The sequence below is a fragment of the Natronococcus pandeyae genome, assembly GCF_008122205.1.
Lineage (GTDB): Archaea > Halobacteriota > Halobacteria > Halobacteriales > Natrialbaceae > Natronococcus > Natronococcus pandeyae.
In genome coordinates, this window is record NZ_PHNJ01000001.1 from 14,126 (window position 1) to 26,437 (window position 12,312).

15 protein-coding genes are annotated in these 12,312 nt (G+C 66.3%); 7 read left to right on the forward strand and 8 right to left on the reverse strand.

The window, feature by feature from the left end; genetic code table 11:
* Nucleotides 1-7 precede the first annotated feature (7 nt).
* Together CV102_RS00070 and hmgA are read left to right on the forward strand one after the other, a co-directional pair.
* The gene (locus tag CV102_RS00070) at nt 8-385 is read left to right on the forward strand and encodes a hypothetical protein (protein WP_148855582.1); all 378 of its coding nucleotides are present in this window, start codon (nt 8-10) and stop codon (nt 383-385) included.
* Nucleotides 386-442: 57 nt separating this feature from the next.
* On the forward strand, nt 443-1,720 hold the full coding sequence (hmgA, locus tag CV102_RS00075) for a hydroxymethylglutaryl-CoA reductase (NADPH) (RefSeq protein ID WP_148855584.1): 1,278 nt from the start codon (nt 443-445) through the stop codon (nt 1,718-1,720).
* Between the two features lie 78 nt (nt 1,721-1,798).
* Here hmgA and CV102_RS00080 read toward each other — a convergent pair whose 3' ends face one another.
* A complete protein-coding gene (locus CV102_RS00080) occupies nt 1,799-1,993 on the reverse strand; it encodes a hypothetical protein (RefSeq protein WP_148855586.1) in 195 nt (64 codons plus the stop codon).
* Between the two features lie 62 nt (nt 1,994-2,055).
* Nucleotides 2,056-2,418 (reverse strand): hypothetical protein, encoded by a 363-nt coding sequence (locus tag CV102_RS00085; RefSeq protein WP_148855588.1) that lies wholly within the window; start codon nt 2,416-2,418, stop codon nt 2,056-2,058.
* 105 nt (nt 2,419-2,523) lie between these two features.
* Between CV102_RS00085 and CV102_RS00090 the strand changes: the two genes are divergently transcribed.
* Nucleotides 2,524-3,090, forward strand: coding sequence for a peroxidase-related enzyme (locus tag CV102_RS00090; RefSeq protein ID WP_148855590.1), 567 nt, complete (start codon nt 2,524-2,526; stop codon nt 3,088-3,090).
* 37 nt (nt 3,091-3,127) lie between these two features.
* Here the strand turns inward: CV102_RS00090 and CV102_RS00095 are convergent, their stop codons facing one another.
* Nucleotides 3,128-3,652 (reverse strand): DUF5817 domain-containing protein, encoded by a 525-nt coding sequence (locus CV102_RS00095; RefSeq protein ID WP_148855592.1) that lies wholly within the window; start codon nt 3,650-3,652, stop codon nt 3,128-3,130.
* Nucleotides 3,653-3,760: 108 nt separating this feature from the next.
* On the opposite strand from CV102_RS00095, the gene CV102_RS00100 reads away from it, so the two are divergent.
* From CV102_RS00100 to CV102_RS00110, 3 genes are all read left to right on the forward strand, one after another.
* A complete protein-coding gene (locus tag CV102_RS00100) occupies nt 3,761-4,099 on the forward strand; it encodes a cupin domain-containing protein (protein WP_148855594.1) in 339 nt (112 codons plus the stop codon).
* Nucleotides 4,100-4,245: 146 nt separating this feature from the next.
* Nucleotides 4,246-5,634, forward strand: coding sequence for a DoxX family protein (locus tag CV102_RS00105; RefSeq protein WP_148855596.1), 1,389 nt, complete (start codon nt 4,246-4,248; stop codon nt 5,632-5,634).
* A 102-nt stretch (nt 5,635-5,736) separates the two neighbouring features.
* The gene (locus CV102_RS00110) at nt 5,737-7,122 is read left to right on the forward strand and encodes an NRAMP family divalent metal transporter (protein WP_148855598.1); all 1,386 of its coding nucleotides are present in this window, start codon (nt 5,737-5,739) and stop codon (nt 7,120-7,122) included.
* On the opposite strand, the gene CV102_RS00115 is transcribed toward CV102_RS00110, so the two are convergent.
* Nucleotides 7,119-7,502 carry a winged helix-turn-helix domain-containing protein gene (locus CV102_RS00115; protein ID WP_148855600.1) on the reverse strand — a complete coding sequence of 128 codons (384 nt, stop codon included), beginning with the start codon at nt 7,500-7,502 and terminating at the stop codon, nt 7,119-7,121. The genes CV102_RS00110 and CV102_RS00115 overlap by 4 nt on opposite strands.
* A gap of 95 nt (nt 7,503-7,597) precedes the next feature.
* Here CV102_RS00115 and CV102_RS00120 point away from each other — a divergent pair, with 95 nt between their 5' ends.
* Nucleotides 7,598-8,218 carry a DUF7509 family protein gene (locus CV102_RS00120; protein WP_148855602.1) on the forward strand — a complete coding sequence of 207 codons (621 nt, stop codon included), beginning with the start codon at nt 7,598-7,600 and terminating at the stop codon, nt 8,216-8,218.
* A gap of 35 nt (nt 8,219-8,253) precedes the next feature.
* Here the strand turns inward: CV102_RS00120 and CV102_RS00125 are convergent, their stop codons facing one another.
* From CV102_RS00125 to icd, 4 genes are all read right to left on the reverse strand, one after another.
* Nucleotides 8,254-8,745, reverse strand: a complete 492-nt coding sequence (locus tag CV102_RS00125; RefSeq protein ID WP_148855604.1) for a hypothetical protein — start codon at nt 8,743-8,745, stop codon at nt 8,254-8,256.
* Between the two features lie 55 nt (nt 8,746-8,800).
* The gene (locus tag CV102_RS00130) at nt 8,801-9,262 is read right to left on the reverse strand and encodes a GNAT family N-acetyltransferase (RefSeq protein WP_148855606.1); all 462 of its coding nucleotides are present in this window, start codon (nt 9,260-9,262) and stop codon (nt 8,801-8,803) included.
* Between the two features lie 67 nt (nt 9,263-9,329).
* Nucleotides 9,330-10,451, reverse strand: coding sequence for a polysaccharide deacetylase family protein (locus tag CV102_RS00135; protein ID WP_148855608.1), 1,122 nt, complete (start codon nt 10,449-10,451; stop codon nt 9,330-9,332).
* A gap of 520 nt (nt 10,452-10,971) precedes the next feature.
* The gene (gene icd / locus CV102_RS00140) at nt 10,972-12,234 is read right to left on the reverse strand and encodes an isocitrate dehydrogenase (NADP(+)) (RefSeq protein WP_148855610.1); all 1,263 of its coding nucleotides are present in this window, start codon (nt 12,232-12,234) and stop codon (nt 10,972-10,974) included.
* Nucleotides 12,235-12,312 lie beyond the last annotated feature (78 nt).

Consider the following 12,312-nt stretch of genomic DNA (forward strand, 5'->3'; position numbering starts at 1 on the left):
ATCACTCATGCTGAGCCGTGAGAACCGGACGATCCTCGCCTCGTTCGGGATATTCGTACTCGCTCTCGCCGGAGTCGCGCTCCTCGAGGGGACGCTGGGCGTCCCGGCCGGCGACGGACCGATCGCCGCGCTGGCCTTCGCCGTCGCGATCGTCCTCCCGCAGCTGTATCTCGCACGGGCCGACCCCGAGGTCGCATCCCGGACCAGACTGCGGGTTGCCGCCGTCCTCGCGGGGTTGTTCGCACTCGGGTTCGTCGCGGCGCCGACCGGAATGCCGTCACTGCTCCTGTTCGGGGTTGCAGGGCTCGCGCTGCTGGCCGCCTGCTGGTCCGAGATCCGCGCAGCCTATCGGGAGTCGATCGCGAACGGCGACGCCGCCTCCTGATCCCCAGGGTGGACGCAATCAGCAACCCTTAGGACCGGCCCCCGTCTTGGCTGACGCATGACAGACCCCGAGTCCCTCGCAGACCGGGTCCAGGAAGGGGACCTTCGAATCCACGAACTCGAGGCCGAGGCTGACTTCGACACCGCGGCCGAAGCACGCCGACTCCTCGTCGAACGCGAGACGGAGACCGATCTCGAGACGATCGGCGACTACTCGTTCCCCGCCGAACGGGCGGAGCCGAACATCGAGAACATGATCGGCGCGGCGCAGGTGCCGCTGGGCGTCGTCGGTCCCGTCGCCGTCAACGGTGAGGAAACCTCACCGAGCTCGCAGAACTCTCCGAACTCTGCGAACGAGGGCGGCGCGGCCAGCGGCGAGCACTACCTGCCGCTCGCGACGACCGAGGGCGCGCTGCTGGCGTCGGTCAACCGCGGCCTCTCCGTGATCCGCTCTGCGGGTGGCGCCGACGCACGCGTCACGAAGAACGGGATGACTCGCGCCCCGGTGTTTCGGGTCGAGGGCGTCGCCGAGGCGGCCGAAACCGTGGAGTGGGTCGAGGAGAACCTCGAGTCGCTCCGCGAAGCCGCAGAGTCCACCACGAGCCACGGCGAACTGCTGGGGGTCGAGCCCTACGTCGTCGGCGACTCGGTCTACCTGCGCTTCGCCTACGACACCAAGGACGCGATGGGGATGAACATGGCCACGATCGCCACCGAGGCGGCCTGCGAAGTCGTCGAGGAGGAGACGCCCGCGTCGCTCGTCGCACTCTCCGGAAACCTCTGCTCGGACAAGAAGCCGGCCGCCGTCAACGCCGTCGAGGGCCGCGGCCGCTCGGTCACGGCCGACGTCGTGATCCCCGGCGATCTCGTCAAGGATCGCCTCCACACGACCGCCGAGGCGATCGTCGAGGCCAACACGCGCAAGAACCTGATCGGCAGTGCCAAGGCGGGCAGCCTGGGATTCAACGCCCACGCTGCGAACGTCGTCGGCGCGGCCTTCCTCGCGACCGGCCAGGACGAGGCCCAGGTCGTCGAGGGAGCGAACGCGATCACGACGATGGACGCGCGAGCGAACGAGGACGGGACCACCGATCTCTACGCCTCCGTCTCACTGGCCTCGCTCGAGGTCGGCACCGTCGGCGGCGGGACGAAACTGCCGACCCAGGCCGAGGCGCTCGAGATCCTCGGCCTCCGTGGCGGCGGCGATCCGGCGGGCTCGAACGCGAACGCGCTGGCCGAGATCATCGCCGTCGGGGCGCTGGCGGGTGAACTCTCCTTGCTCGCCGCACTGGCTTCGAATCACCTCGCGAGCGCTCACGAGGACCTCGGCCGGTAGTGCGAACGGAGCGATCGACAGCCGCGGCTTTCGGACCGGAACGTCGCTGGAAGAATCGAGCCGTTCGCGCGGCGCCGCTCAGTGCGCGCCCGTCGTGCCGCCGTGGTCGTCTCCGAGGGCGGGGAGCACGAACCCGCCGACGCTGAGAATCATGAGCGTCCCGCCCGCGGCGATGAGCGGGATTTCGCCGCCGAGGAAGACCCCGGCGAGCGTGATCGTTACTCCGACGAGCAGTGCGGCGAAGCCGGCGTTGATCGCGGTCGAGTCCTCCATACGCGATCGTACTGTGAACCGAAAGGAAAAATCGCTCGGAACGTTTCGACCGACGACGCGAGCTACCCGGCCGGTTCGGCCTCCTGTTGCTCCCGCCGAACCCGTATCGTGACGACCGCGATGTAGAGGCCGCCGGCCAGCAACAGGAGGTAGCCGCCGAGGATCTGCGAACCACTCGAGGCCGGGGCGAGCAGGAAGAGGCCGACCGCCGCGACGCCGTGAGCGAGCGCGAAGTCCCGGCGGCCGTAGGCGCCGTGGAGGACGGCGAGCGCGGCGAACGTCGCGCCGAAGACGGTGATCGCCAGCACCGTGGGATCGGCCCCGAACAGCGTCTCGCCGGCGAACCGACCGTACGCGTAGAGCGCGATCGCGCCGATCGTCCCGATGCCGATCACCGTCCCCTGTACGTCCTCCGTGTCGTCCATCGCGTCGTCGTTGGACCCCGCGCCGCAAAGCCCTGACGTTCGAGTGCGCGTCAGCCGACGACGCGACGATACGCTTTTTTCCCGCCGCTGTCGTCCATCCGAGGCATGCCTCACCTTCCGTACCGCGATCCGGACGAACTCGACGCGACGCAGCGGCGACGACTGATCGATCCGTGGCAGGACCGATTCGGGTACGTCTCGCTGTTCCGAAGGGTGCTGTTACACGATCCCGAGACGCTCGCCTCCTGGGATCGCTACTACCGCGGCGTCATGACCGACAGTGACGTCGTCTCAGGTCGACTGAAGGAGATCGCGTTCGTCGTCGCCGCGGCCGTCGACGAGTGCCCCTACTGCGTCGCCAACCACGGCGAGTGGCTCGTCGAGGAGCACGGATACCCAATGGATCGGTTCGAGGCGCTCGTCGCCGGCGAGTTCGAGCGCCTCGAGGACCGGGAGCGAGCCGTGGCGGCCGTCGCCGCGCAACTCGCCCGCGACCCAGCCGGCGTGACGGAGTCCCACCTGCAAGCGTTACGAGACGTCGGCTTCGACGACGCGGCCGTCGTCGAACTGTTCGTCGCGATCTGCTCGCTCCTCTCGGCCAGCGCGCTGATGCAGGGACTGGCCGTCGATCCGGGCGACGCGGGGCGAGACCTCTCCCGATACGATCGGTGACCGCTCGAGCGGTCGATCGCTCGGATTCGGCGGCGACTCACAGCCGCCGATACCGACCCCGGCTCTCGCTGACCTCGCCGCGTCTGGCGAGCTTCTCGAGCGCATCGTCGACGTACTCGGCGGACACACCGCGCTCGCCGGCGTACTCGGCGACCTCGTCCTCGGTCGGTCGATCGAGTTCCTCGAGCGCGCGTTCGACGATCTCCTTCTTGCTCCCGCTTCGGGTCGGGCCGCGAGGATCGCGGCCGCCGGCCGCCTCGACCTCGTCGACGTCGAGGCCGGACTCCTCGAGGTACTCCTCGTCGTCGACGACGCCGTCCGCGACGTCGTCCTCGAGGTCGCCGAACGAGTCGAGTTTCGCGAAGGCGTCACCCTCGCCCTGCCGGTTCGCGAGCATCGAGGCGCGAACGTCGCGGGCGTGGTTGGCGTCGTCGGTCTCGACGAACTTCTTGCGCTTCTCGTAGGCCTTCCGAGAGCCACAGCGGGGACACTGGGTCGTCTCCGTACGGCCCTCGATGATCCAGAGGTTCGAACACTCGCTGCAGCCGACGACGGCGTACATGTCTCGTCTCGAGGTGCGGCCTCGCCGCAGTTCAAGCTTCGGCAACCGGAGCGAAAGTAGTCGCCGGAGGGAGTGGTACTATTAGCGTCGCCGTTCCTGTCGAGACGTATGGAACACGTGTCCCTCTCCGACCTCGAGACGTCGGAAGCCGCCGACGGTGTCCACCTCGCGCTGATGGCCGGCGCCGAGTCGATGAACGTCCAGCACTTCGAGATCGAACCCGGTGCGACGGTCGAGGAGCACAGCCACCCGCACGAGCAGACGGGCTTCATCTACGAGGGCGAACTGACCTTCCTCACGGACGACGAGGAGATCGTCTGCGGACCCGGCGACTCCTACGCGCTGCCGGGCGATCAGCCCCACGCCGCCGAAAATCGTGGCGACGAGACGGTCCGCGGCGTCGACATCTTCAGCCCGCCGCGGGAGAACCCGAGCTGGCAGGACTGACGCCGATCGTCACCCCGTGTTTCTCCCCAGTCCGATCGACTCGCCAGCGACGGCCAGCGGTACGCTCGAGGCGTGCAACGGATCGAACGCAAATATAATAACTATATCGAATGAGTTATTAAGAAATGCTAATCTAGGTCAGATACATGCTAGAGAAATCGAGCACGTTCTCCGATTCGGAATTCGACGAGCGAGCAGGCCCGTGGGTCGCGTTCGCCCGCGTCTTCGCCGGCTTCCTGCTCCTGTACGAACTGACCCTCGGCGGCTGGTGGAAGCTCGGCTGGTTCACGACCGGACCGAACCCGGAGTGGGTCGGTGCGAACGCCGGCGCGGAGGTTTACTCGGTCGCCGAGCAGGCGGTCGAGGAGGGCACGTTCGGCTGGTTCGCGGCGATTCTCGAGACCGTCGTCCTCCCGTATCCCGAACTCTGGACGATCCTCGCGCTGGCGGCACAGATCGTCACCGCCGTCGGACTGATTCTGGGGCTCTGGACGCGACCGGCCGCGCTCCTCGGGATCCTGTACTTCCTGCCGGTGTTCCACCTCGGGATGATCCGGACGTCGCCGCTGTTCACCGTCCCGATCGCCTTCGCCTTCGTCGCGAACGCCGGCCGCTACTACGGTCTCGACGCCGTGCTCTGGCGGCGCTCGGATGCGGTCGGTCGCCTCACTCGAGCCGTCAACGCGCCGCTGCCGATCCGTCGCGCCTGGTACCCGCCGCTCGCCGCGGCGTTTGCCGTCGTCGCGGTGTACTATCTTCTCTCGATTCCCGAGACGGTCGGCACCCGGGTCCACCTCACGAGCCTCGAGCTGACCGTCTTCGCCGGTCTCGTCGCCGGCGGCCTGTCGTTCGTCTATCGCGGGGCGAATCCGACGTCGGTCGCGGCGGACGCGCTCCGGGTCTTCGTCGGCTACCGCTTCCTCCAGGAGATCGTCGTTCGAATCGAACCCGGCGCGAACGCCCTGCCGGGGTGGGCGAGTGCGGAAACCCAGGCCGAGGTGTTCGAAGGCATCGCTGAGGCGCACGTCACGCCGATGAGCGCGGTCATCGAACTCGCGGTTCTCCCCGCGATGAGCGCGTGGGTCCTCGCGTTCGCCGCCGTCCAGGTCAGCGTCGGCATCGCGCTGCTCGTCGGCTATCGGACGAGAGTCGCCGGCACCGTCGCCGTCGGCTATCTCACCGTCCTGACGGCGCTCGGCCTCGTTCGACTCGCGCCGCTCGTCTTCGCGAGCGCGATCGTCGCGGCGACGCTCGCCGGCCGACACGCGAGCCTGGATTCGATCGCGGGACGCGCACCGCGACCGCCCGCAGTTCCGTCTCGAGCGTCGATCCCCGCCGCAGTCGCCGCCGTCGCGTTTCTGGCGGGCGCCGCCGCGATCGGGATCGATCCCGACGCCGGCTACGGCGAGGTCGCGGGTCCGGTCGCCCTCGTGATGCTCGCGTTCGGCCTGCTCGCGCTCGCGTTCGTCTCGAGTCCGCGCGCGAAACTCGCGTCGAAAGGGGCTCCGGTCGCTCGCACGACGAGCGACGACTGATCGGCTGCGCGCCGCGAGACCGTCTTTTGGAAGCGATTCGTCGTCGAGCTGTTTACCGACGAATACCACGGAGTTTTATGCGTCACGTCGAAAGGGAGACCGATGTCAACCGAGGCGCAATCCTCGCAACCGTGGGGTCTCGGACGGATCAGCGCGTACCTCGAGCGACTGGGACCGACGTGGCTCGCCGGCGCGATCGCCGCCGGGCCGGCGACGATGGTCAGCCTGCTCGTCGCGGGCGCGAGCTTCGGCTACGCGTTGCTGTGGGTCGTCGTGCTCTCGGCGGTCCTCGGGACCGTCGGCCAGTACCTCGCGATGCGACTCGGACTGCTCACCGAGGACGGCATCGTCGCGGTGGTCGAGGAGCACCTCGGCTCGTTCTGGGCCTGGGTGCTCGTCGTCGACGTCGTGCTCGCCGCGGGGCTCGCCCAGCTCGTGATCATGAAGACGCTGGCCGACGTCAGCGCGACGATCGTCGGGAGCGCCGGACTCGGTATCGCTGCCCTGGCGGATCCTCGACTCTGGGGCGTCACCTGGGCGATCGTGCTCGCGCTGGGGCTGGCCGGCGGCGGCTATCGGCTCGCCGAAGTCGGCGCGAAAGTCCTCGTCTCGCTGGTCGTCCTCGCGTTCGTCGCCTCCGCGTTCGTCGTCCCGATCGACCCCGCCGCGGCCGCGACCGGCCTCACGCCGGAGCTGCCGGCCGGCGTCGACAGTGCGCTCGTCGCTGCAGGCGTCCTCGGCGGTGCGGTCCACATCACGCTGTTGACGATGCAGAGCTACACGATGCGCGCCCGCGGCTGGACCGAACGGGATCGTGATATCGCAACGTTCGACGTCGTGAGTTCGATGCTCGTCGCCTTCGGGATCTTCAGCCTCGCGGTCTTCCTCGTCGCGGCGAGCGTCCTCCCCGAGGCCGGCGTCGATCCCGCGACGATCGACGAGATCCAGGCCGCCCAGGCGCTCGGCCCGATCGCGGGCGAGTACGCCACGTGGCTGTTCCTGCTCGGGCTCTGGGGCGCCGCGGTCTCGACCCTCGGCGGGAACACGATCGTCCCGCCCTACCTGCTCGCGGACAAACTCGGCTGGGAGCAGTCCGTCGAGGACTCGCGGTACCGGGCGGCGCTCGTCGCGGTCGCGCTCGCGTCAGCGGCCGGCGCGTTCCTCGAGGGTGCGTTCTTCCAGCTGCTCGTCCTCGTGCTGGCGTTCGGACTCGTCGGCACCCCGTTCGCGCTGGCGATCATCCTCTACCTGCTGAACGATCCCGACGTCGTCGGCGAGACGAACTCGCATCTGGAGAACCTCGGCGGACTCGCCCTGTTCGCGATCACGGCCGTCCTCGCGAGCGAGTTCGTACTCGGGGAACTCGAGACCGTCACCGAGCCGCTCTCGGCGTTCGTCGTCGCGTTCGCCGCGGCGATGGTCCTGGCGATCGTCGGACTCGCCGCGACCTACGTGCGGGATCGACTCCGCGCTCGCTCGAGCGGTTAGCTGTACTCCTCGAGGGCGTCCCACTCTCGAGCCATCAGCTCGCGGACGCCGTGCTCGAGGATCCCTTCGCCGAGCGAGGTCGCCCGATAGTAGGAGTAGAGACCGTCGGTATCGGGCTCCTTTCGCTTGCGGTTCTCGACGAGGCCGACGTCGACGAGTTCGTCGAGGTGGTAGTGGAGCGCGTTCGAACGGACGTTCAGCCGATCCCGGAGTTCGCCTGCGCTCTGTGCGCCCTCTTCGACCAGCGAGTTCAGGGCACGAAACCGCGTCTCGTTACCGATCGAACGCTGCATCGCGAGGTACTCCTCGAGCGAGAGGACGCTGTGCTCCGGCAGCAGTCCCTCCCCCGTTCGCCGCGCCGTTCGTTCGGACTCCGACATATGCGTCCGTTCGCGGTCCGTCCGCTTAAGCGTTCGCTGAGTCAGTAACTGCTGAAATACCCCGAATTTATATACTAGCCGTGAGCAGCGAGCGTATGCGCGACCGGATCACCGACGAACTGGGCGACCTCCCCCGCTCACAGTTTCTGGTCTACCTGATGGGTCCCTACGAGGCGTTCGACGTGGAACGAGCCCTCGAGGACGTCGACCCCGACGCGATCCCCGAATCGGTCGACTTCGGGACCCTCGTGGGATCGGATCACGGCTTAGAACGCGACGAGGCCGCGCTCGACCTCCTACTCGACGTGCGCGATCGGCTCCGGACGACCGCCGGCGTCAACGCCTTTCTGGCGATCGACGTCGACGTACCGCTCGAGGAGATGGACGCGGCCAGCCAGAGCATCGCGTTCGCGAAGGCCAGCAACGCGGTCGTCTACGTCGTCCCCGCCGTCGGCGACAATCTCGGCGTCGGTATCGAGGTCGGGTCGGTCCTCGAGGCGTTGTTCGACGACGAGAGATCGGATCACCACCGCGAACGGGTCGCGTTCGTCCACGAATCCGGCGTCCGAAGCGCGATGATCGCCGCCGTTCGCGACCGCTGGGAGGCGCGAATCTACTCCTACGAGGATCGGGCGACACTCGAGCGCCAGATTCGGCTGTTCGTTCGCGACCTCATCCGCAAGGAGCGGACCGGCGAACTGCCGAACGTCGACTGAGTGCCAGGCAGCGTTAGAACGTCTTTTTCCGTCGATTACGCCCAGTCAGGGGTTCGTGGTTCGGACGGCGGTTCGGATTCGAGCACGTCGAAACCGTCGTCGGAGAGTTCCGCCTCCACGCCGTCGAATACCTGCACTCGATTGAAACTCTCGCGGGTCGTCCGCGTATTTCTGCACGAAACTTCCGTAGACGCTTGCGGGTCTTCTTGACAGATCCCGAGAACGTACCGAAGGCTACCGGAAACTGCTCGCTCGAGTCGGCTGTGCGTCTCTTCGTCTACGGTCGGCTGCGAAGGGTCGTCGAAGAACGTCTCGTACTCGTCGGTCGTACGGGTGCCCACGTTATCGTCCCTATCTCGGATACTCACTCGAACGAGATCTACGTCCGGTTCTCCCTCCCTGATTCCGCGGAGCGCCTTCAGTTGCACGAAGCCGTCCCACGACGCCCCTGACCGACCGAAACAGCCCGCGACGCTACCGGATCCGAGCGTTGCGCCGGTTGCGAGCAATTCGCGTCTTGAGAGCATTCGTTGTCGTATAGTAACTGAATAGTAACAAGAATGGTACGTTTCCGCTCCTCGCTCACTCGCGTGACGCGGTATTCGACCCAGTCAACCCCTTTCGCATCTCGACGTGAGGAATTCCCGCCTCCTCGAACTCCTCGCCGCGTTGTTCGTAATCGAGGTCGCGATAGAAGCCGGCCGCGTGGGTCTGCGAGTGGAGTTTGAGTTCTTCGAGCCCCTGCTCTCGAGCCTCCGCCTCGAGGACGGCCATCAGTTCTCGGCCGATCCCCTTCTCGCGTCGCGGCTCGAGGACGGCGACGCGTTCGACCTTGGCGACTCCGTCCTCGTCCTCGAGCTCCCGCAGTCGCGCGGCGCCGACCGCCTCGTCGCCGTCGTAGGCGACGAAGTGGACGGCGTCGGAATCGTGCTCGTCGTACTCGAGTTCCTCGTCGACGCCCTGTTCCTCGACGAACACCTCGTGGCGAACGGCGAAGGCGTCCTCGCGTTCGGCGTCTCCCTCGGCGACGCGTGCTTCGACCATGGCGGCGGTAGCGTCGCTCGAGTCGAGAGCGTTACGGTCCGTCGAAAAGCCCCGGTCGATGTCGGAACTACTGAAACCCGAGTTCCGCGAGCGCCTCGTCGATCGTGACGATCGCGAGGTCGTTTTCGATCGCCGACTCGATCGTGTACCGGAGGCGTTCCTCGTCGAACGTCTCGAAAAAGGAGTGGGCGCCGACGACCGAGAGGACGTCTTCCTCCGCGGCAGTTGCCATGAACGAGTCGATCTCTCTCTCGGTCGACTTGTCGGTCTCGATGTACAGCCGCCGTATCGTCGTCGGATCGAGTCCGTCGAGTTCGTTGTGTCCGCCGCCGTAGCGGTGGTTCCCGACCGTCTCGTACCGATCGCGGACGACGTCCTCCACGGCGCCGTGATACCGGTCGTACGTGTAGACGAACCCGGTGACGTCGATCCCCCACGACTCGAGCGTCTCGTCGGTCTTCTCGAGCACCTCCCGCATAAACTCCTGTGGGTACCTGACGTAGCCCGACTCGTCGATCGACTCGCGCAACGGCTCCGCGAGTTCGACGTAGTCGCCCCTCGAGTCGCTTCCACGGCCGGCGGCGGACGCCGAAACGCGGCTGTCCTCGTCGAAGACGACGAGCGGGTCGTCTTCGATCGCACCGTGTTCGTTCCACTCGACGTAGATCCGGTCGGCTCCCCTGGGAGCCGGCTCGGTCAATCGAATACGACCGAGGACGCGGTGGCGGTACGTGTGAGACATGACGCTCCACCCGTCCTCGTGCATCTCGAGGAGGTGTTCCGGGTCGAGAAAGTCGTCCTGTTCCAGCATGGTGCCCGGACAGGCCGCGATGCAGCCGGGAACGTCGTACTCCTGGTGAACCCGGTAGGTGAGCGTGTAGTCTTTTATGTGGCTGTCGTCGTACGTGAAGACCACCATCCCCTCGCTGTCTTCGATCGAGGGCGGCGATTTCTCGTCGTCGCGTTGCGGTTGCTCGTCGTCATCGTCGCTGTTCGTTCTGTCGTCACTGTCCGTCCGCTCGTCGCCACCCTCGTCGCCGCTCACGTCCGGTTTAGCGTCGTTCTGCGAGTCGTCGACACGACTCGAGTCGGGGTCGTCGTCGGATGGTCGCCGAGAGAGTCTGTACGCGGTCGCAGCCCCGCCTGCAAGCGTGATCCCGGTCACCGAGAGGAGTTTCCGTCGCTGCATCTACAGATCACCGTCGGCCGGCCGCTGTCGTCTGTCGCCGTTCGCACGAAGACGAGATGCTCCCAGGGTCTGCTCCGTCCGGTTCGGCTCTCGATTCCGCTTCGACGGGGAGCGACCCCGCGTTCCCGTTACGATCGCAGCGGGGACGGTTCCTGGAGGGTATTTCAGATTGCTTGTGCGTTCTGGGGGCATCTATTTAACGAGACACTACTGGTCTACCCGCTGGCATAAGCTTTTATCACGATCGTGAATCGCTCGGGCCGTCGCTCCTGGATTCGGGACCCGACGGCGATCGGTGAAAGAGACGACGGGTCCCCAACGTACAGGGACGAGACAGAACTGCAAGAAAATTGGAACGGTTCTCGAGAGCGCCAGGCCGCAACGCGGCCTGACTGTCCGAAAGACTGGCTTACGCCAGCTTTTCGATGTCTTCGCGGCGGAGCCGCGAAGGTCCGAGAAGCGTTCTACGAAAGCTTCTCGAAAGCGTCGGAACTGCGTTCCGACTGTCCGAAAAACTGGCTTACGCCAGTTTTTCGATGTTGTCGACGACTTCCTCGGCGTACTCGCTGGTGGCGAGCTTCTCGGCGTCCTCGAGCTGACGCTCGAGGTCGTACGTCACTTTGCCCGAGGAGATGGTCTCCTCGACGGCGTCGCGAACGAGGTCCGCGGCGTCGGTCCAGCCGAGGTACTCGAGCATCATGCGGCCCGAGAGGATCATTGCGGTCGGGTTGACCTTGTCCTGGCCCTCGTACTTGGGCGCGGAGCCGTGGACGGGTTCGGCGAGCAGACGGCCGTCGCCGAAGTTGGAACCGGGTGCGATGCCGAGGCCACCGATCTGGGCGCCGGCGGCGTCGGACATATAGTCCCCGTTCAGGTTCATCGTCGCGATGACGTCGTACTGGTCGGTACGGGTCAGCAGCTGCTGCAGCATGTTGTCCGCGATGCGGTCGTTGACGACCAGCGTATCGTCGTCGACCTCGCCGTCCTGTTCCTCCCAGAGGGTGTCCTCGGTGATGACCTCGTCACCGTACTCCTCTTCGGCGACCTCGTAGCCCCAGTCGCGGAACTGACCCTCGGTGAACTTCATGATGTTGCCCTTGTGGACCAGCGTGACGGAGTCGCGGTCGTGCTCGAGGGCGTAGTCGATGGCGCGGCGGACGAGTCGCTTCGTTCCGAACTCGGTGATCGGCTTGATGCCGATGCCGACGGGACCGTCGTGAATGACGTTGTCGGCGCCCATCTCGCCTTCGACGAACTCCTTTACCTGCTCGACTTCGTCGGAGCCGGCTTCCCACTCGATACCGGCGTAGACGTCCTCCGTGTTCTCACGGAAGGTGACCATATCCATCTGCTCGGGCTCCTTGACCGGGGATGGGACGCCATCGAGATGGTAGGTCGGACGAACGTTCGCGTACAGATCAAGCAGCTTGCGGAGACCGACGTTCAGCGAGCGAAAGCCGGCGCCGACGGGCGTCGTCAGCGGACCCTTGATCGCGACGCGGTGTTCCTTGATGGCTTCGACGGTCTCGTCCGGCAGGTTCTCGTCGTACTTCTCGCGAGCGGACTCGCCGGCGTAGACGCGCATCCAGTTGATCTCGCGACCGGTTGCGTCCGCGGCGGCGTCGAGAACCTTCTGGGCGGCAGGGCCGACGTCGCTCCCGACACCGTCACCGTAGATAATTGGAATAATTGGGTTGTCGGGGACCTCGAGCTCGTCGTCGGTGCCCTCTTTCAGCGTGATCTTTTCCCCCTCTTCGGGGACCTCGATCTTGTCGTAGCTCATCTCGTCTGTACGGTGCCTCGATGGGGGTAAAAGGTCTCTCATTTCCGCCGATGTTGCGTCTCATTGTGCCCGGTCAGC